This window comes from Selenomonas sp. (assembly GCF_057272215.1).
Window position 1 is genome coordinate 242,155 of sequence record NZ_DBHIUY010000002.1, and the last position, 17,890, is coordinate 260,044.

At 54.6% G+C, this 17,890-nt stretch carries 16 protein-coding genes and 1 rRNA gene; 3 read left to right on the forward strand and 14 right to left on the reverse strand.

Features of this window, described 5'->3' with window-relative positions:
- The 3 genes from ACO5Z0_RS03075 to ACO5Z0_RS03085 form a co-directional block, all read right to left on the reverse strand.
- The coding region (locus ACO5Z0_RS03075; RefSeq protein ID WP_485649158.1) for an Rpn family recombination-promoting nuclease/putative transposase at positions 1-784 on the reverse strand (784 nt) is incomplete at its 3' end.
- A gap of 114 nt (positions 785-898) precedes the next feature.
- Positions 899-1,900, reverse strand: a complete 1,002-nt coding sequence (locus ACO5Z0_RS03080) for an isocitrate/isopropylmalate dehydrogenase family protein (RefSeq protein ID WP_485649159.1) — start codon at positions 1,898-1,900, stop codon at positions 899-901.
- The gene (locus tag ACO5Z0_RS03085) at positions 1,901-3,241 is read right to left on the reverse strand and encodes a citrate synthase (RefSeq protein WP_442672705.1); all 1,341 of its coding nucleotides are present in this window, start codon (positions 3,239-3,241) and stop codon (positions 1,901-1,903) included.
- Between the two features lie 247 nt (positions 3,242-3,488).
- Here ACO5Z0_RS03085 and ACO5Z0_RS03090 point away from each other — a divergent pair, with 247 nt between their 5' ends.
- Positions 3,489-5,417, forward strand: coding sequence for an aconitate hydratase (locus ACO5Z0_RS03090; RefSeq protein WP_485649160.1), 1,929 nt, complete (start codon positions 3,489-3,491; stop codon positions 5,415-5,417).
- A 348-nt stretch (positions 5,418-5,765) separates the two neighbouring features.
- Here ACO5Z0_RS03090 and ACO5Z0_RS03095 read toward each other — a convergent pair whose 3' ends face one another.
- The gene (locus tag ACO5Z0_RS03095) at positions 5,766-7,661 is read right to left on the reverse strand and encodes a fructose-1,6-bisphosphatase (protein ID WP_442672703.1); all 1,896 of its coding nucleotides are present in this window, start codon (positions 7,659-7,661) and stop codon (positions 5,766-5,768) included.
- Positions 7,662-7,781: 120 nt separating this feature from the next.
- Positions 7,782-8,234, reverse strand: coding sequence for a metal-dependent hydrolase (locus tag ACO5Z0_RS03100; RefSeq protein ID WP_442676527.1), 453 nt, complete (start codon positions 8,232-8,234; stop codon positions 7,782-7,784).
- 96 nt (positions 8,235-8,330) lie between these two features.
- Between ACO5Z0_RS03100 and ACO5Z0_RS03105 the strand changes: the two genes are divergently transcribed.
- A complete protein-coding gene (locus tag ACO5Z0_RS03105) occupies positions 8,331-9,437 on the forward strand; it encodes a hypothetical protein (protein ID WP_442672701.1) in 1,107 nt (368 codons plus the stop codon).
- 75 nt (positions 9,438-9,512) lie between these two features.
- On the opposite strand, the gene ACO5Z0_RS03110 is transcribed toward ACO5Z0_RS03105, so the two are convergent.
- The 8 genes from ACO5Z0_RS03110 to ACO5Z0_RS03145 all read right to left on the reverse strand — a co-directional run bounded on the left by ACO5Z0_RS03110 (position 9,513) and on the right by ACO5Z0_RS03145 (position 16,776).
- The gene (locus tag ACO5Z0_RS03110; RefSeq protein WP_485649181.1) at positions 9,513-10,481 is read right to left on the reverse strand and encodes a type I phosphomannose isomerase catalytic subunit; all 969 of its coding nucleotides are present in this window, start codon (positions 10,479-10,481) and stop codon (positions 9,513-9,515) included.
- A gap of 214 nt (positions 10,482-10,695) precedes the next feature.
- Entirely contained in the window at positions 10,696-11,319 is a 624-nt protein-coding gene (locus ACO5Z0_RS03115) for a DedA family protein (protein WP_485649161.1), read from the reverse strand.
- Positions 11,320-11,540: 221 nt separating this feature from the next.
- Entirely contained in the window at positions 11,541-12,455 is a 915-nt protein-coding gene (locus ACO5Z0_RS03120; RefSeq protein WP_485649162.1) for a GGDEF domain-containing protein, read from the reverse strand.
- Between the two features lie 308 nt (positions 12,456-12,763).
- Complete coding sequence (locus ACO5Z0_RS03125; RefSeq protein ID WP_485649163.1) at positions 12,764-13,606, reverse strand: methyl-accepting chemotaxis protein; 843 nt, start codon at positions 13,604-13,606, stop codon at positions 12,764-12,766.
- A gap of 288 nt (positions 13,607-13,894) precedes the next feature.
- Positions 13,895-14,575, reverse strand: coding sequence for a hypothetical protein (locus ACO5Z0_RS03130; protein WP_485649164.1), 681 nt, complete (start codon positions 14,573-14,575; stop codon positions 13,895-13,897).
- Positions 14,576-14,659: 84 nt separating this feature from the next.
- Positions 14,660-15,127 (reverse strand): hypothetical protein, encoded by a 468-nt coding sequence (locus ACO5Z0_RS03135; RefSeq protein ID WP_485649165.1) that lies wholly within the window; start codon positions 15,125-15,127, stop codon positions 14,660-14,662.
- A gap of 18 nt (positions 15,128-15,145) precedes the next feature.
- Complete coding sequence (locus ACO5Z0_RS03140) at positions 15,146-15,415, reverse strand: transcriptional regulator (RefSeq protein WP_485649166.1); 270 nt, start codon at positions 15,413-15,415, stop codon at positions 15,146-15,148.
- A 224-nt stretch (positions 15,416-15,639) separates the two neighbouring features.
- A complete protein-coding gene (locus tag ACO5Z0_RS03145) occupies positions 15,640-16,776 on the reverse strand; it encodes a serine/threonine protein kinase (protein WP_485649167.1) in 1,137 nt (378 codons plus the stop codon).
- Positions 16,777-17,059: 283 nt separating this feature from the next.
- Between ACO5Z0_RS03145 and ACO5Z0_RS03150 the strand changes: the two genes are divergently transcribed.
- Positions 17,060-17,506 (forward strand): helix-turn-helix domain-containing protein, encoded by a 447-nt coding sequence (locus ACO5Z0_RS03150; RefSeq protein ID WP_485649168.1) that lies wholly within the window; start codon positions 17,060-17,062, stop codon positions 17,504-17,506.
- Positions 17,507-17,545: 39 nt separating this feature from the next.
- On the opposite strand, the gene rrf is transcribed toward ACO5Z0_RS03150, so the two are convergent.
- Positions 17,546-17,662 (reverse strand): 5S ribosomal RNA (gene rrf, locus ACO5Z0_RS03155).
- Positions 17,663-17,890 lie beyond the last annotated feature (228 nt).

A 17,890-nucleotide genomic window follows, 5' to 3' on the forward strand; every position in this document is an offset into this window, starting at 1 on the left:
GAACATTAAGCGCCAGTAAAGAGCGTGCCATAGCGATCAGCCCCTCGCGTCTGCCTTCGCGTCTGCCCTCGCGTCTGCCGCGCTGCAGCCCTTCCTTCACACCCTCTTGATGATGTTTTTGATATTCCATATAGAGTGTCATATATTCTCGCCTCGTTTCATCTTGATGCTTTACCCGTTCGACTTCTTTTGCCAGTGTTTCTGTAAAGATGCCTGCCGCTTCCCTGCCGTCCACATAGTGCAGGAAGTTTTCGATGTCTGCATCCACAACGCCTTTCAGTCCCTTCGCATTGAGAAAAATCTTTGCAGCGCCGTCGCCAAGCAGCAGATGCGGTATTTCAAGGCAGGCGTTTCGAAAGGTATATATGCGTTCGTCCATGCCGAAAGGATCAAAGGTGCAGATAAAGATGATATAGGTTTGTCTGAGTTGATCGTAATAGACGCCCTTGCCCAAGAGATCCATGTCGATCATTCCCTGATAGTATCGCGTTCGCTTCACCAATTCATCGCCGTGCCCCTTGGTTGTCTGCATCTCAATGTTATAGATCGTGCCGCTTTCATCTTCCACATATACGTCGAGACGTACCGATTTGCTGTCGAGACGCAGGTCGATGCTTTTCTCTGTATGCGGGTAGTCCAATTCTCGTATTTTGATGTGCAGGATGCGTTCAATCAAGCGCTTGCAGAGGTTCTTGTTCTGCATGACGCGCTGAAAGATGAAGTTGTCGCTGATGGATAATTCTTCCCACGCACGTAGGGCGCGTTCTTCTGTGCTTTGCGCCATGACAATCTCCTTTCCGCAGTTCTCTTTCTATTGTAGCTTGTTTTCTTTCTTCGCACAAGCAAAACTGCCGCAGCCGTCAGAATCGACGGTTGCGGCAGTTTTCTATCTTCTTGTCTATAGTCGTTGAATAATCGCCTGTGTGTATTCCTGCGTCGTTGCCGTGCCCCCGAGGTCGGGAGTCAAGCTCGTCGCTTCTTTGAGCGTCTCGTCAACAGCGCGGCGGATGCAAGCGGCTGTCTCGCTGTCGCCGAGATGTTCGAGCATCATGCAGGCGGACCACAGGAACGCCGTGGGGTTCGCGACACCTTTGCCTGCGATGTCAGGGGCGCTGCCGTGCACGGCTTCGAACATCGCCAAACGATCGCCGATGTTGCTCGACGGCAGGAGCCCAAGGCCGCCGATGAGCCCGCTCGTGAGATCGGAGACGATGTCGCCGTAGAGGTTCGGCATGACCATGATGTCGAAGTTTTCGGGGTGCATGACGAGCATCATGCAGACGGCGTCGACCATCTTGTCGTCGGCTTCGATAGCGGGAAATTCCTTGGCGACTTCGTAGAATACGGAGCGAAAGAGCCCGTCGGAGAGCTTTAGGATGTTTGCCTTATGGACGCAGGTGACCTTCTTTCGTCCGTGCGCTTCGGCGTAGCGGAAGGCGGCGCGGCAGATGCGCTCGCTTTTTTCGCGCGTGATGATCTTCGTGGCGTGCATGGTGTTTTCGTCGATTTCTTCCTCGACGCCGACATAGAGGTCTTCCGTGTTCTCGCGGAAGGTGATGAGATCGACTTTGGGGAAGGGCGTACGGACGGCTTCGTTCGACTTCGCGGGGCGGATGTTCGCATAGAGGTCGTACTTCGTGCGAAGCGTGACGTTGAGCGAGCGGAAGCCCCTGCCGACGGGCGTCGTGATGGGAGATTTCAAAAGGACGCGCGTCTTTTCAAAGGAGGCGAGTCCGTCGTCTGGGATCAGCGCGCCGCTTCGCTCGTACTCGGCTTCTCCGACGTTGAATACTTCATAGGCGAGGTTTGCGCCCGCTTTTTCCAAGATTTCGAGGACGGCGTCCGTGATCTCGGGACCGATGCCGTCGCCTTTGAATACGGTAATCGTTTTCTTCGTCATTCAGCGTTCCTCCCTCGGCACATAGTCTTCCATCGTGCCGACGTACTTGGCGGCGGGACGCACGATACGGTTGTCGTAGAGCTTGTGCTCGATGTTGTGCGCGATCCAGCCCGCCGTACGCGAGAGCACGAAGAGCGGCGTGAAGAGGTCGCGCGGGATGCCGAGGATCTCGTAGGCAAGGCCGCTGTAGAAGTCGATATTGCTCGACATGCTCACGCCCTTCTTCTCGCTCAGATAGCGTTTGGCGACGCGCTCGAAACGCACGAAGAAGTCAAACTTCCTTTCTACGCCCTTCTTCGCCGCGAGCCTGCCGATATGGTCGCGGATGACTTCGGCGCGCGGGTCGGACAGCGTGTAGACGGCGTGACCGATGCCGTAGACGAGCCCCGATGGATTATCAAGCTCGCCGCGCATCAATCGCTCGATGACGCATTCGATGGCGGCATCGTCGGCATCAAGTCCGACAGCCTCGATGACCTTGTCCATCATGTTGGCGACGCGCACATTGGCGCCGCCGTGACGCGGCCCTTTCAAAGAGCCAATGGAGCTGGCGATCGCCGAGTAGAGATCGGTGTCGGTCGAGGAGACGACGACGTTCGTAAAGGTCGAGTTCGTGCCGCCGCCGTGATCGGCGTGCAAAAGCAGCAGGATGTCCAAGAGACGTGCTTCGTCCGGCGTAAACTTGCCGTCGAGGCGCAGCATGGAGAGGATGTTTTCAGCGGTCGAGAAGCCCTGCTGCGGGTAGTGCAGCACGAGGCTCTCGCGGCCGAAGTAGTGCGTCTTGGCGTTGTAGGTGTAGCACGCGATGGACGGCAGCTTCGCCATGAGGTTCACGCCTTTGATGAGCGTCCGATAGACGTCGGTCGCGTCCGGGTCGGGATCGTAGTTGTAGAGCGCGAGGATCGACTGCTGGAGCTGGTTCATGAGGTTCTTGCCCGGATGGTGCAGCAGGTGCGTTTCGAGGAAGCCTTCGGGCAGCTCGTAGCCTTCCTTGAGGCTCTGACAGTAGAGACGCAGATCTTTTTTCGTCGGCAGGTAGCCGAAGAGCAGAAGGAAGCACGCTTCTTCATAAAGATAGGATGCGCGGTCGGCAGAGCCTACAAGATCCATGACGTTGACGCCGCGATAGAAAAGCTCGCCGTCGGCGTCGACCTTCTTGCCATTTTCATCGAGCTTGTATCCGACGACGTCAGCGACGCGCGTCAGTCCGATCAAGACGCCCGTCTTATCCTCATTTCTGAGCCCCCGCTTGACGTTGTATTGTTTGAACAGATCTTTGGCGATGGTCGTATAGTTCTGCGACTTGCCGTAAAATTGCGCGAGATGGATTGCCTTGTCCATGGCAATGACCCCTTTCCAATGAACCGCTTATATCGTACAGATTTTCTCGGAATGTATGCTCCGAAAAAACATAGATGCATTATAGCACAGAGGTTCACTATATAAAATAGGTTATTGCTCCTATAATAAAATTTACATAGAAGTGTTGACGCTCCGAATGCTTTGTGGTACCTTAAGGAAGCATGGATAAAGTGGAAGGCGGCTTCGGCGTGAACATGCACGGAGCGGCGGCAAAGGGAGTGTCTTTATGACGGCAAAAGCGTTGACATTGACGGAAAAGATATTGAAGGAGCATCTCCTCGCGGGCGAGATGGAAAAAGGTGCGCCGATCGGCATACGCATCGATCAGACGCTGACGCAGGACGCGACGGGCACAATGGCGTACCTGCAGCTTGAGGCGATGGGCGTAGAGCAGGTCAAGACGGAGCTTTCCGTCAGCTACGTCGATCACAACACCTTGCAGAGCGGCTTCGAGAACGCCGACGACCACAAGTATCTGCAAACGGTCGCGAAGAAGCACGGCGTCTTCTTCTCACGCCCCGGCAACGGCATCTGTCATCAAGTGCATCTTGAACGCTTCGGCAGACCGGGCGCGACGCTCCTCGGCAGCGATTCGCACACGCCGACGGGCGGCGGCATCGGGATGCTCGCGATCGGCGCGGGCGGCCTCGACGTCGCGTGCGCGATGGCGGGCGAGCCGTTCATGCTGAATATGCCGCGCGTCGTCGAGGTGCATCTGACGGGCGCTCTTTCAAAGGGCGTGAGCGCGAAAGACATCATACTGAAGGTGCTCTCGCTGCTCACGGTCAAGGGCGGCGTCGGCAAGGTCATCGAGTATACGGGCGACGGCGTCAAGACGCTCAGTGTACCCGAGCGCGCGACGATCACGAACATGGGCGCGGAGCTTGGCGCGACAACGTCGGTCTTTCCGAGCGACGAGGTGACGCGCGACTTTTTGCGCCGCGAAGGGCGCGAGGATGTGTTCCGCGCACTCTCTGCCGATGCGGGCGCAGTCTACGATGAGCGCTATGACATCGACCTTGCGGCGCTCGAACCGCTGATCGCTCTGCCGCACATGCCCGACGTCGTCAAGACGGTGCGCGAGGTCGCGGGGCAGCCCATCGATCAAGTCGCCATCGGCAGCTGCACGAATTCGTCGTACCGCGACATCATGACGGTAGCGTCCATCTTGGACGGCAAGCGCGTCGCGCCGAATGTCTCGCTCGTCTTGTCGCCCGGCTCGCGTCAGGTGCTATCTATGGTCGCGGAGGCGGGCGGTCTCGCCAAGATCCTCGCGGCGGGTGCGCGCCTCCTCGAGTGCACATGCGGTCCCTGTATCGGCATGGGACAGTCGCCCGTGACGAATGCGTGGTCGCTGCGCACGTTCAACCGCAATTTCAAGGGCAGAAGCGGCACGCTCAGCGCGAACGTCTGTCTCGTCTCGCCCGAGACGGCGGCGGCAAGCGCCGTCTCAGGCGTCATCGCCGATCCGCGTGAGACCGACTTCGAGCTTCCCGCCGAGCCGCAAGCGTTTCTCGTCGACGACTCGATGATCTATGCGCCCGAGCGCGAGCATCCCGAGAGCGTCGAGGTCGTGCAGGGACCGAACATCCGCCCGCTGCCCGAAAACACGCCGCTCGCAGCTGCGATCGAGAAGGAAGTCGTCATCAAGGTCGGCGACAACATCACGACCGACCACATCATGCCGGCGGGCGCGAAGGTTCTGCCGTACCGCTCGAACATCGAGAAGATCTCTGAGTTCGTCTTTCGCGACGTGCAGGCAGGCTTCAAGGCGCACTGCCGGAAGGCGGGCGGCGGCGTCATCGTCGCGGGCGAGAACTACGGGCAGGGTTCGAGCCGTGAGCACGCGGCGCTCGCGCCGATGTATCTGGGCATCAAGGCGGTTCTCGCCAAGAGTTTTGCGCGCATTCACGCGGCGAACCTCGTGAACTTCGGCATCGTGCCGCTGCTCTTCGACGAGGCGGCGGACTACGAGTCGATCGCCGAGGGCGACGTGCTCTTCCTCGACTTCTCCGCGCTCGCGCCGGATGCGCCCGTCCGCGTGGAGAACCGCACGAAGAAGCGGAGTTTCAACGTGCGCCACGCGCTCTCGGCGCTCGACATCGAGATGCTGAAAGCGGGCGGCAAGCTCAACTATATCAAGAACAAGCAGTAGTCCGCAGCCTTCGCTTTTGAGGAAATCCTGCGTTCTGACGACATAGAAAATCCCTTCGGCTGCAGAATAAGATTCTGCGACCGAAGGGATGATTTATTTTCATGGGGAGCTTTCAAAACATAGGTTCAGCCGCCACGCATAACGGCATGATTGCTTTTTCTCGTTTCCCAGCTTCATCCAAGCGGCACACTGTACATATCATGCCCTTACAGAAGCCTAGCCAATCGTTCTGCGCCTGCGGCTTGACCGCTTGGGGCGTCACGCTAAACCATCCATGATGCTTTTTCAGCACAGCGTTTATAATCCTACGATGAACAGCCTTGCGCCTGTATCCCGCGCCATGCCGTCCTATGCTTTCGGTTCGATCACGCCGTTTTGATATGCGATGAGCAGATTGTAGAGGTCGGTGATTTCTTCTTGAATGTCCTTGCCTTCGTCCGTATCCTCAAGGGTCGTGTGCTTCGTTTGCAGCTCGATCGTCTCTGAGACGGATTCGATATCTTTGTTTTCCTTCAATGCCTGGCGCACGTCGGCGACTTGCTGGTGCATGAGGAGTCGAAAGCCGCGCGAGTTGGAAATGAGCGTGAAGCCCGAGATGCCTGTTTTCTTGTGATACGCCTGGCAGAAGCCGCCGTCGATGATGATGGCTTTGCCGTGCGCCTTGACAGGCGTCTCGCCTTTTTTCACCTTTACAGGCACATGCCCGTTGATGATGTGGCCGCTCTCGGGCAGACCAAACTCTGCGAGTATGGAGCGGCAGAAGTCCTCATCATCCAACAGACGGTAGTAGGGATCGGCAGGCTCCTTCCATGTGCTTTCATCTTCCAAAAGCGAACGCTCGAAGGTCTTGACCTCGCGCCCCGAGCACGGCGACGTTCTGCCGCACCAGAGAAACCACATGAAGTCAAGGTCTTCCTGCGCACGGAAGAGGTAGGCGCGGCGGGCGCGGCGGTCGGCGTAATCAAAATAGGAGCGGCCTTTGTACGCTTTGCCGTCAAAGACGACTTCGCGAAGCGAACCGTCCTCGTTGACGGGCACACAGCCGTGATAGAGCAGGTTGCCGTTGCAGCACTTGTAGAGACTGCCTTTCTTGTAGAGAAAATCGACATGCTTGTGCAGCATCTCGCTCTCCGTGAAGTATGATTTGAGGTCAGCGATGATGCGCTCTTCTTCTTCCGAGAGCGCAAAGGGGTCTTTCGGATCGATCGTTGGGAAGTAGGCGCTCTCCAGCTCGTAACGACGCTCACCGAGCATGACGTAAGATGAGTTGTAGTTGATCTTGTCGAGGAGTCGGCGGCTCTCCATTTGGAAGTCCGGATTGCGCGTGATGAGTTGACCTTCGAGCTTGAGCATGATCATCGTGATCGCCTTTTCCGAAGCGCGGATGGCGTTCGCATCGGGATATATATGCGTCGCAAAGAGCGACAGCGGGCGCAGGCTGATGCCGTAGCCGCGCTCTAAGACATCGGTGTTGTGATAGCGCAGACTGTTTCTCACGACGCCCGCGATGCAGACTTCGCTGCCCGCAGCCGCGCCCATCCACATGACGTCATGATTGCCCCACTCGATGTCGATATCGTGATAGTTGAGGATCATGTTAAGGATTGCATCGGGACGGCTGCCGCGATCAAAGAAATCGCCGACGATGTGCAGGCGATCGACGGCGAGACGCTTGACAAGCACGCAAAATGCCTCGATGAAGCCAGCGCCGCTGTCGATCTGCACAATGGTCGCGAGGAGCCGGCGGTGGTACTGCGCCTGCGCCGTGTCCTCTTCGGGGCGCGTGTAAAGAAGCTCGACGATGACGGACTCATAACGCTTGGGGATGAAGCCGCGCACCTTCGCCGCCGGATATTTGTAGCTCATGAGCTTCGAGAGTTCCAAAAGACGCGCGAGATTTTCCCGATACCAAGCGGGTGTATCCTTCCTCTGTGCGTGCAGTCGCTCAACTTTCTCTTTCGGATAGTAGATGAGCGTGCAAAATTCCGCCTTTTCCTCGTCCGTCATACGGTCGGCAAAGACGTATTCGACCTTTTCACGAATGACGCCTGAGCAGTTGTTCAAAATATGGAAAAACGATTCATATTCGCCGTGCAGATCGCTCATGAAATGCTCAATGCCCTTGGGCAGCCCGAGCTGCGCCTGCAGGTAGATGAGCTTTTCATAAACAGATTCAAGCGTCGGATACTTCTCCGCAAGAAGTCCCAACAGCTTGTTCTTCTTTTTCTGCGTGACTTGTTCCATCGGAATCCCCCTCCAAAGGTGATTTCTTCTTCTATATAAGAACTTCCTCACGAGTGCGCCACTTTCCTTCTTGCTTCATAAGTCTATGATAAATTTATTGCTATTTTATCATATCGAGCTCTACCACAAAAACAGCCGTCCGACAACGTAACAGACGATAACAACGACAATCGCAAATACATACTCAGCGAAGGAGCCGACGCGAAACAAACGTACGCCGACCTTCTTCGCCGGATGAAAGAACGGCACCTTGCCGCAAAGCGCATCCTCAGCGATGTGAAAGAGTGCGCCGACAAGCACGAAGCGCCCCGCAAGGATAAATCCTGCGGCACTCTCGCCATGCGTCTCTTCCGCAGCTTCCAGCGCCAAGAGTCCAAGCACATAGAGAAGCGGCCAATGCGACCAGCCGCGATGCGCGAGCAGTCCGCGCCACGGCAGACGCACGCCGCCGCCCTTGCCCTCGATCCAGTCCGGCAAAACGGCGCCCGCCATAGCACATGCCGTCGACACGAGACTGCCTGTCCATGTATAGACCGCCATGCCTGTCACGATCTCATGGCTGACCCACTTCACGCGCCCACCTCCTGCATCTCGTTGACATATATGCTATAATGATAGCGTTATATTGTAACAAATATTTTCATTTGTTTCCCTCGAAGGAGAAATCACATGGACGATTACACTTGGCGGCTACAGCTGCGCGCCAGGAAGATCAGCTCATACAACCGCACGCTCACGATGTCCGTCATCGTGCTCTTTGCCCTCGCCATCGGCTCTGTGCTCTGGTACTTCTTCATCCACGCGAGAAGCCCCGAATACGCTCTCGACGAGATTCAAGCCGCCGTCGAATCGCACGATGCGGAAAAGTTCGAACGCTATGTCAACGTCAGCCTCACTATGGGAAGAATTTACGACGATCTCACGCGCAGTCTCTTTGCCGCCGATACATCCTTGACGACAGGACAGCGAAAAGACGCCGTGAACTTCTACCAGCTCGTCAAGCCGCAGGTCACGGCGGGGCTGCGCACGACGCTCGCCAGCTTCATCGAAACGGGCGAGTGGCAAAAGCCCGGCGCACTTCTGCAAGGCCGTCAGCTGCAGATCGACTTCGAAAATCTTTTTGAACGCAGTCTGCTCAAAAACATCACGATCATCGGTCTTGAATCCATCAACCGCGACGGCGCGACAGCGACGGCACAGATCAAGGCAAAGGACGAACTCACACAGACAAATCTCACGCTCCTTCTCGCTATGGAGCAAGCCGCCGACGGTCATTGGCAGGTCGCCTACATCAAGAACTACCGAGACTGCCTGGATCGGCTCACGCCGCTCCTCGAAAAGGACGTCGCCTCATATTTGCAGGAATCCCAGCCCATCGTCGATCAGTACAACAAGCGTTTCTCCCAAGAGCAGCAACGCTTCCAGCAACTGACCGACATGCCTTGGGACGGCACCGGTCTCCTATCGAATACGCAGAAAAGCGACCTCAAAAAGCTCATCAACACAAGCATCATCCCGAGCTTAAAAGAGCGTCAGCAAAAGCTCTCCGCGCTCTCCGTGCCCCCCGGCGCACGCTATGTAAGCCAGCTGCGCGCCGAATCGACCGAGCTTTCCATCACGGCTTGGGAGCATTTCCTAAAAGCTCTCGAAACGGATGACCTCAATGAATTCGATACGGCGGAAACCGTCCACAAAGAAGCGTTCGATGTCGAAATGCGTCTCGAAGACGTCCTGCACCACACAGCGATATGCAGTCAGCCGCCCGAAATCCCATAACGCCAACGCGCCCCGAAGAACATCCCTCTTCGGGGCGCATTTCACCTCTTGACGTATGACCGCAGCACATACCCGTCAAACCTCTGTCAAAAGAAACGCGCCCTCGCCGCGCAGCATATAGTCGCCAAAATCTGCCGGAATAAAGTACGAGTCGCCCCTCTCCAAGATCTCCTCGCCGCCCGCCCACGAAAGCTCCAGCGGCCCTCTAAGAACGACGATCGACTGAAAGCTCGTGCGCCCCGCCTGCAGGCGGCAACGGCCACGGAGATCAAAATGATAGACGGAAAAAAATTCCGTACGCGCAGCGATCACCATCTCATACTCAGCAAAAATCGTAAGCTGCTCCCCGCGGCTCACAGCGCAAGGCAGCGGTGCGAAGGACAGCACATCGAGCGCCTTGTCGATGTGCAGCTCGCGCGTCTTTCCGTCCGCGCCAAGCCGCGCATAGTCGTAGACACGGTATGTCGTATCTGAATTTTGCTGAACCTCTGCGAGGAAGATGCCGCGTCCGATAGCATGCACCGTGCCCGCCGGAATCACGATGACGTCGCCCGCCTGCACCTTGACGCGCCGCACAACGTCCAAAAGCGTATTCTCCTCGATGCGGCGGCGGCACTCCTCGCGCGAAATCTCCTTTGCAAAACCATAGATGATCTCTGCATCCGGCTCTGCATCGAGGATATACCACATCTCCATTTTGCCGTACTCGCCCTCGTGCTCAAAAGCATAGCTGTCGTCAGGATGCACCTGCACTGAGAGATCATCGTGCGCGTCAATGAGCTTGATAAGCAAAGGAAAATACGGATAGCGCGAGCCATGCGAACCGAGTGCGACATGCGCCCCTTCACGCGCAATATATGCCTCAAGCGTCAGTCCCGCATCCGCGCCGTTCTCGATGATGCTTTGATCCGTCTTATGGCAGGAAAGTTCCCAGCTCTCTGCGACCTTCGCCAGCGACGTCTCCTTGCCGTATTCCGTCTTGAGGCGCGTACCGCCCCAAAGATAATCCTTGAGCGGCGCTTTCAGCTTCATCGGGTATATCATCAGCCCCAATCCTTTCTCCTATGCTTGTACTCTTCCCTCGCCCATGATACGATACAATCCTGCCAATGCGCGACAATCGCCCGTACTGCAGGAAAACGAACCTGCGGAACGAAAAACTTTCCCGCATCCTCTGTATTTCTCTCCTATCCGCCGGCTTCCTCTATGTGATGCGCAGCGGCAGGTTCTTCGTGACGCTTCAAAAAATGGACGTGGATCATTCCACGTCCATTTTTGCTTTGTGCCGACGACTGCGCCGATAGCGCAAATAAAGAACGGCAATGACGATTGCGCTGACGACGACAAAGCCGATGCTCACCTCGTGCCCCACCTTCAGCATGAGCTGCCAACTCTCGCCAAGCGCCATGCCGATGCCAAGGATCAGCGCCGTCCAAGGCAGCGAACCAAGGAACGTATAGACCAGGAACTTCTTCATATCCACATGCGCAAACCCCGCAGGCAGCGAGATAAACGTGCGCACGACCGGAAGCATACGGCTGAAAAACACCGCCTTGACGCCATACTTATCAAACCAACGCTGCGCAATATCGACATGCGACTTCTTCACAAAAAAATACTTGCCATACTTATCCACGAAAGAACGCCCGCCGTACCGCCCCACAAGATACGCGAAGATCGAACCTGCCATGCCGCCGACCATGCCCGCGACCATCGCCCCGACAAAGCCCATGCGCTCCACGAAGATCAAATAGCCGGAAAACCCCAAGATCAACTCGCTCGGAATCGGTATGCAGGCATTTTCCAGCGCCATCAGCACAGCGACCGCCACATAGCCCCAAGCGTCGATAAACTCTAAAAACGTCTGCGTAAACTGCTCCATACGCCCTGCCTTTCCTCAAAAAATCATATACCATTTCATTATACACTACTGCGACGCGGAAAGCTATAGAAAGCGCCAACAAAATGTCTTCCGCATTTTTCCCAGATGCACGGCATCTTTCCAGCGAGCCAGCTATACAAAACGAAGCCGAATCCTCCGCAAAAGCATAAAAATCCCGCGACAGCCCAAGCCGTCGCGGGATCTTCTAACAACCGCACAAATCAAGCCGGCGTCAGCGCCTTTTCATGCATCTCGGCGCCGCTCACCAAAGCCTGACGCTTCTCCGCCGTTTCCAAAATCTCATGGAACGCCCTGCCATCCTCGGGATAGTAGGCGACAGCGATGCGGCAGACAAGCCCGTAGCCGCCGAACTGCGTATTCTCCCCACCGAACAACATGCGAATCGCGCGCGCCTTCATGTCCATGACCTCCGTACGCTCCATATCCTTGACGAACACAGCAAACTGCCCGTCGCCGAGATGCGCAAGTACATCACCCGCACGGAAGAAACTGCCAATCGCTTTACATATACGCACGAGCAGTTGATCCGTCCAATGCTTGCCGCGCTGCTGTGCGAGCTGGTGCAAATTGTCGAAAGAGATGCGCATAAGCACATTGCTCTCATCACGTCCATGACCTGCAAGATACACCTGCACCGCTTTTTCAAGCCCCGAGCCGTTCAAAACGCCCGTGACAGAATCGCGCTCCGAGCGAAAATGCGAAAAACTCTGCTCCATCTTGCCCATGCTCGACTCAATATCCCAAAGGATGCCGATCGTGCGGCGCACACGCCCCGTCTCATCGCGCACGAGTTTCACAGCCACCTCGTACCACGAATAGCGCCCCTGCGGCGTTTCCGCCATATCGAGCAAGACCTCACGCACGCCCGTCGTCTGTCCGCGGAAAAGCGCGACGAGACGCTCGACCGAATCGGGATGCACCATGCCGCGATTCTCCGTGCAAAGCGTACGGCAGAAGCCATCGAGATGCCTCTCCTGCATTCCATCGCGCGCCTTCGCTAAGAGCAGCACGTCCCCCTCGATATCGTAATCGAACGTGACCACACCCAGTTTTTCCAATAACAGACCTACACATTGATTCTCGTAACCTGCTATCGGAGTCTTATATTTTGCCATAATATAACCCCCTCAAGATAGACAAGCATAACTACCAATGCTTTCCCCATAACCTCCCACGCATTATCCCCATAAAACGGCGAAGCTATTCTAAGTTATAGTATAACCGAAAGATATAAAAAAATCTATCAAAAAGTGAAAACACTTCAAAAAAATATGAAATCCATCCCACATAAAAAATAAAGAAAGAACTTCGTCCCAGACAATGCAACACAAAAAATCCCCCGATCAGCAAAATCCGATCGGGGGATACCATACATGCAGCACGACCTCTGCAGTTTCCATGAAAAATTGACTTATATTTCTTTTCAATCCGTACGTACAACGAACTGCCCAAGCTCCTCTGCTGCATTGGTAACTCGTGAAAGATTGGCTGTGATCTCCTCCGTCGAGGCCGCCTGCTCCTCACTGATCGCCCCCGTCGTTTCAATCGTCTTGGAGATTTCCTCAACCGCCTTGTTCATCTCGGCGAGCGTCGCTTGAATCTTCTCCGTCGCTTCACGTGACTGCTCGGCAAGCTTTCGGACCTCTTCCGCAACAACGGCAAAACCTCTGCCCTGCTCGCCCGCACGCGCCGCTTCAATGGCGGCGTTGAGGCCGAGGAGGTTCGTCTGCTGCGCGATATTGTTGATGAACTCGATGACCTTGATCGTCTCGGCGTTGCGCTCCTTGAGATCGGCTGCCTGCTGCACAGCCTCCTGCCCCGACTTCGCAAGCTCACTCGCGCTCTCAGCGACTTGCTCAACCGCATGATAAACCGTCTCCGTCGACTTCGTCACCTCGTCGACCGCATGGGCGAGCTTGATGTCCTGCGCAACATCCATCGCCGTCACAAGCGTGCCGATAATGTCGCCGTTCACGCCGTGAATCGGCGTGATCATGCTGCGTACGCCGCGTCCGTAGAGCTTCTCATCAATCAAGCCAACATAGTCTCGCCCCGTATCGATGACGTGCCTCGTATTGGGCGAAATGGGCGTGCCAACCGGATGAGAGAACTCCAACTTGGCATTCGGTATCAATGCCAAGGTCGTCTCCTTATCCGTTACGCCAACAGCAACATCCTGGCGAACGACATGATCCAAATAAGGCGCGACGGCAATGAACGCATCCAAAACATCTTGATCCGTCTTGATCGTATCGGGGTAAACCATAGAAATGCAACTCCTCTATCTACTCATCCAAAGAAACAACGGCAGCCATGTTTTACTTTGAACAACCACGAAAAGAAAACACGAAAAAGAACCCCCTATATTTTAGTATATCGTGAAAGTGCGCATAAAATATAAGCGCTTTGGAAAAAACTTTGGTAGAATCCGACTTTGGGATGTATTTCTTCTTCCTTCTGGGAAAAACATCTCTCTTCAAACAAAAGGCTGCGAATCTCTGCCCTAAAGCATAGGTCCGCAGCATCTTTCATCGCGCACTTTCTATTCTGCTGTTTAGCGCAGAGACTTGCTTCCCGCCTCTTTTTGCGTCTTTTCCTGCATCTTCTCCTTTGTCGAAGGCTCCTTCTTTATCTTCTCCTCCGGCTTCTCGTCAAAAGCCGCCATTCTCACCTGCTTCATTGCCGACTTTGCCGACCCCATACGGTTCATGATCTGGATTCCATTTATACTCTTCATCAGACCGATCTCTTTTGATTCTGAATCAGACATATCCGCTAACAATCCGATGAATTCCGCTTCGGCATCCAAAAAATGACTCCGAATCATTTCATAACGCTTGACAATCTCTGGATCAGCATCACTGGAAAACTGTCTTTCCCAATACCACTCAACACACTCCAAAAAGCCTGTCGTAAGCATCTCGCCGATCAAAGGAACCGTATGCAGCCATGTTGACACCATGAAGATCGTGCTCTCTGCCTCGGTCAACTTCTTTGCCACAGGTTCTGTCTTCGTGATATGTTCTTGCAGAACACTCTTCTGCGACGGATCTTTTGTCATCCTTTCGATGATCTCATCCGTAATCTTCTGATCATCCTCCTGCAAAGCGCCGACTACACCTTCCACCGCAACGGCAAGCACGTCAAGCGCATCGGCATGTGCGACCTGCGCCAGCGGTAAGAAGGCAAGCAGAAATGCCATGCAGGCGGCGATGATTTTTTTCCCGTGACTCATATCAGTCTCCTTGTTGAAACGATGACAGCATATAACGCATCGTGCGGAAAAAGCATGGCAAGCAAAGCTTCTCCCATCCGAGACCTACCCACGAATAATGGCCATCGCCTGCGGATTGCGCGCCTGGATATAATCGAAAAACTCCTTGGCTGCCCTATTCGCCCCTATGCGTTCTGCATCGTAAATTCGAAAACCACCGTTTTTATGCTGAATCAATAAATATTTATCATGCATAAAAAGAACTGCCGGAAGAACCGTAAGAAGTCCCCACCAGTCCCCCATTAGAACTATGAGAAGTCCCAGAACAATCAATGCAATATTCAGTTTTGCCACTTTCTTCTGCAACGTAACTTTCTGTACATCCATCACACCAAAAGAATCGCTTTGTCTTCCCCATTTGAAGAACAGCGCTCTGCGACAGGTATCAATCGCAATGCGGTTCCCATTCACTTTGACATGCGTTTGTACATTCACTTGAAAAAGTCCGTAGGCAAGACGGTCTGTAGAAAATTCCCATTCGTGATGCTCTGCATTGGATCCATTATTCTGCATTATTCGGACACCTCCGTATCAATCCACTACCCCCTTGGCACGCAGCATATTCTGCACATCATCTATATCTGCGCCCAAGAACCAAGCCAAGCTCCCTGCCAAACCATCCGGATGTGTTACGATTGCAAGCAGAGTTCCGAGCACGATGACGGACAAATAGACGGCAAAAACCTTCTTGCGCGTCCTTGCCGCCTTGTCTCCCCAGAAGATCACAAACTTCGGCTTCACCATGCCGATGAACATTGCCAAGAACGCAAGCCGAGCCAAAAGCCAACAAAAGTCAGACACAGGTCTCCCTCCCTTTCCCAATTCCTTCCTAATGAATGAAACGGCTTTGTCTCCCGCTGTCCGCCCTCAGGCAACAAGGACTCCTAGGTGGGAGCGGATGCGACCAAAGCCCATCAATGCCCCCCATTATAACAAAGACCTCGCAGGCTTTGGTTACCTGCGAGGTCACTGGAGCAATTTTTGATTTTGCAGACGTTTCTGCGGTCATACGGTCGTAACTGGTTCTACAGGTCCAGCAATCTCTTTTGGTCGGCTACGAACTCGTCGATCGCCCGATTGCGTTCCGCCTCGGTCATTGGCGGCAGACTTTTTATAAAGGCATCTGTTCGAAGCCCCAGTTCGCCGCCCTTCATAGCCTCGAGCCGTTCCTCGTCCGAAGTATTGCCGGAGGAGAATACCTCATTCCTTATCTGCCTATAGGCAAGTTTTTCCGGATCATCCTTGAACTCTGCCAGGAATGCGTCCACGCTCTTTATGGACTTTCTTTCCTCTTGGCTGGCTATCGGCGGTGTATAACTGTCATGAGCAGTCGGCTCGATCGACGACTTCGGCGTTGGCACGACAACTTCGTATTCTGGCTCGGTGCCCGATGGCACAAGCGATTGCATAGAAAACCTCTCGTCAGATGTTTCTGGCGTCGGCGCGGCTGCGCTTTCTTCCGCAGCGCTCGGCGGTCGAACAGTTGCCGAATCAGCCTCCGATTCTCCTGCGGGAGCACTCGGCAGGGTTTCTACCCCATCAATCCTTGGCAGAAAGCAAAACACCACGCCAGATACGATTGCCAGCGTCCACAATGCCGGCTTTCCCCTGCCTGCCCAAAACCTGCGAAAAATCAGCGCACGGCGAAGCTCCTGCAGGTTCCGATAGCGCCTGTCCGGATCGATTTCCGTACATTTGGCAAATATCTTGACGAGATAGCCGCCGTACTCCTCTGGCAGCGCTTTCCGCATGGTGATACCGATGGAGTAGATGTCACTCCTCGCGTCTGTTTGCCCGTAGCCAAATTGTTCCGGAGGGGCGTAGCCCCTTGTGCCGAGGTGCATCGTGTCCTCGCCGCTGTGCTCTTTGACGGTGCGGGCAGCATCGAAGTCGATGAGCCGAATGATGCCGCCGCTTTGCAGGATAAGGTTGGACGGCTTAATGTCACGATGGATGATGCCCTGTGCATGGATTTCATCAAGGCCTTCACATAGCTGCAAAAGAACGCTCTCCGTCTCGCGTTCCGAAAGATACGCCTTGCGTCCGATGCGATCAAGCAGGGATTCTCCCTGCACATATTCCTCCACGACAACCGTCTCATCGCCGTCCTCGATACAATGCAGGATGCGGGGAATCAGCGGATAATCTTTCCCTTTGAGCATCCTATAGGGAAGTCCCGTCAAGGCGATGCGTTTCAATATGACTAGCCGCTGCGAAAACGTCCCAAGAGTGCAAGCCGAAGGCGCAGCGTGATTGGCTGACGTTGACCGACCCGCTCTCTCGGATGCCAGCCATACCTCCCCCCTGTCACTGGATTTTAGCAGCTGTATCTTTTGAAAAACTTCCTCAAAATATGCGGTGATATGAGCCTCCAAGAAACCACCTTGCTTTCTTCTCCATATCGTATTATCCTATGTGTATCAAATCTCATAGGAGGGCAGCATCATGCCGAAAAGCACCGAAGAATTGAAAGACGATTTGCGCCAGGCCTCCGGACTGGAGGGCTTTCTCGTGGAGAATCAGAAAAATTTTCGCCAATACACGCTGGCAGAATATCTGAATCAACTTCTGGAGGAAAAACACCTGAGCAAGATGGATGTCGTTCGGGCTTCCAGCTTGGAACGAATCTATGCTTATCATATATTCGCCGGACGCAAAAAGAATCCTTCACGCAACAAAGTCATTTCCCTCGCCCTCGCCATGAAACTCACTCCAGAGGAGACGCAGTATCTTCTATACTATGCAGGAGCGGAACAACTCTACGTCCGCAATCCGCGGGACAGCATCCTGTGGTATGCCCTCGACCACCGCCTAAGCGTGATCGACACGAACATCATGCTCCAAAAGATGTCGGAGCAACCCTTGTTGAACGTAGAACCAGAAATGCCTTGAATCCAAAGCAAAAAAACGCACCCTTGCGGGTGCGTCATCAACCAGCAGCTTTCTATCCTCCCAGGTCGTCTCCAACCAAGTACTTTCGACGTATGAGTGCTTAACGACTGTGTTCGGGATGGGAACAGGTGGAACCACTCAGCTATCGCCACTGGATTTCGTGAAGGTTTGCGTACCTTCAAAACTATACAGAAGACAAGAACATTTTAGGGTGACGAAACTTAGCGGTCAACGTCAACCAATCACCTGCGCGCTTCGCGCTTGGTTCTTGGGACGTTTTCGCATACGACCTGTTACCCAATCGGCTTTCGCCTCTTGGACAGGTCAGTAAGTCAAGCCCTCGGCATATTAGTACGGGTCGGCTGCACGCCTTGCGGCGCTTCC

What these genes read in the sequence shown, in the direction of transcription:
- ACO5Z0_RS03135 (WP_485649165.1), bottom strand. Translation starts at nt 15,127, where the DNA reads ATGCAGAATAATGGATCCAATGCAGAGCATCACGAATGGGAATTTTCT.
- ACO5Z0_RS03090 (WP_485649160.1), top strand. Translation starts at nt 3,489, where the DNA reads ATGACGGCAAAAGCGTTGACATTGACGGAAAAGATATTGAAGGAGCAT.
- ACO5Z0_RS03110 (WP_485649181.1), bottom strand. Translation starts at nt 10,481, where the DNA reads ATGATATACCCGATGAAGCTGAAAGCGCCGCTCAAGGATTATCTTTGG.
- ACO5Z0_RS03120 (WP_485649162.1), bottom strand. Translation starts at nt 12,455, where the DNA reads ATGGCAAAATATAAGACTCCGATAGCAGGTTACGAGAATCAATGTGTA.
- ACO5Z0_RS03080 (WP_485649159.1), bottom strand. Translation starts at nt 1,900, where the DNA reads ATGACGAAGAAAACGATTACCGTATTCAAAGGCGACGGCATCGGTCCC.
- ACO5Z0_RS03130 (WP_485649164.1), bottom strand. Translation starts at nt 14,575, where the DNA reads ATGAGTCACGGGAAAAAAATCATCGCCGCCTGCATGGCATTTCTGCTT.
- ACO5Z0_RS03105 (WP_442672701.1), top strand. Translation starts at nt 8,331, where the DNA reads ATGGACGATTACACTTGGCGGCTACAGCTGCGCGCCAGGAAGATCAGC.
- ACO5Z0_RS03145 (WP_485649167.1), bottom strand. Translation starts at nt 16,776, where the DNA reads ATGCTCAAAGGGAAAGATTATCCGCTGATTCCCCGCATCCTGCATTGT.
- ACO5Z0_RS03085 (WP_442672705.1), bottom strand. Translation starts at nt 3,241, where the DNA reads ATGGACAAGGCAATCCATCTCGCGCAATTTTACGGCAAGTCGCAGAAC.
- ACO5Z0_RS03095 (WP_442672703.1), bottom strand. Translation starts at nt 7,661, where the DNA reads ATGGAACAAGTCACGCAGAAAAAGAAGAACAAGCTGTTGGGACTTCTT.
- ACO5Z0_RS03150 (WP_485649168.1), top strand. Translation starts at nt 17,060, where the DNA reads ATGCCGAAAAGCACCGAAGAATTGAAAGACGATTTGCGCCAGGCCTCC.
- ACO5Z0_RS03115 (WP_485649161.1), bottom strand. Translation starts at nt 11,319, where the DNA reads ATGGAGCAGTTTACGCAGACGTTTTTAGAGTTTATCGACGCTTGGGGC.
- ACO5Z0_RS03125 (WP_485649163.1), bottom strand. Translation starts at nt 13,606, where the DNA reads ATGGTTTACCCCGATACGATCAAGACGGATCAAGATGTTTTGGATGCG.